The following is a 407-nucleotide window of genomic DNA, read 5'->3' as shown; positions in this document are numbered from 1 at the left end:
TGATGGCGGTTTCCACCAGCCGCTGGATGTCATCGGTCGGCAAGCCGATGTCCCGCGCCCGCTCGTCGGTGGCCAACTCCTTGGCCAGCGCCAGCTTGAAGTCCTGGAAGCCGGCAAAACCCTGGTCGCGGCAGAAGCGCATGACGCTGGCCTCCGACGAGGCGGACGCCTCGGCAAGCTCGGTGATGCTCTGGCGCAAAGTGGCGTCCGGCTGCGCCAGCACTGTCTCGGCGACGCGCGCCAGCGCCGGCGTCATGTCTCCAGCCGCCGCCCTCAGCGAGGCGATAAGCGCGTATGTCATGAAAGGTCCTTGTTCCTAGAAATGCTCCGCCACCCAGGGCGGCGGGCCGGCAAACAGCTGATCACACAGACGTATGGCATTCGCATCGCCTGCCACCTGGCCATAC

Annotated in this window: 1 pseudogene; it reads right to left on the bottom strand. The window is 66.1% G+C overall.

Annotation, left to right across the window (positions count from 1 at the left end):
• A pseudogene (locus EOC93_RS33835) lies at positions 1-301 on the bottom strand (RpiR family transcriptional regulator); the annotation flags it as partial.
• Positions 302-407 lie beyond the last annotated feature (106 nt).

The sequence above is a fragment of the Mesorhizobium sp. M6A.T.Ce.TU.002.03.1.1 genome (assembly GCF_003997275.1).
Classification (GTDB): Bacteria; Pseudomonadota; Alphaproteobacteria; order Rhizobiales; family Rhizobiaceae; genus Mesorhizobium; species Mesorhizobium mediterraneum.
Note: the sequence above shows the minus strand (reverse complement) of the source record. Positions and strands in the feature narration are given on the sequence as shown.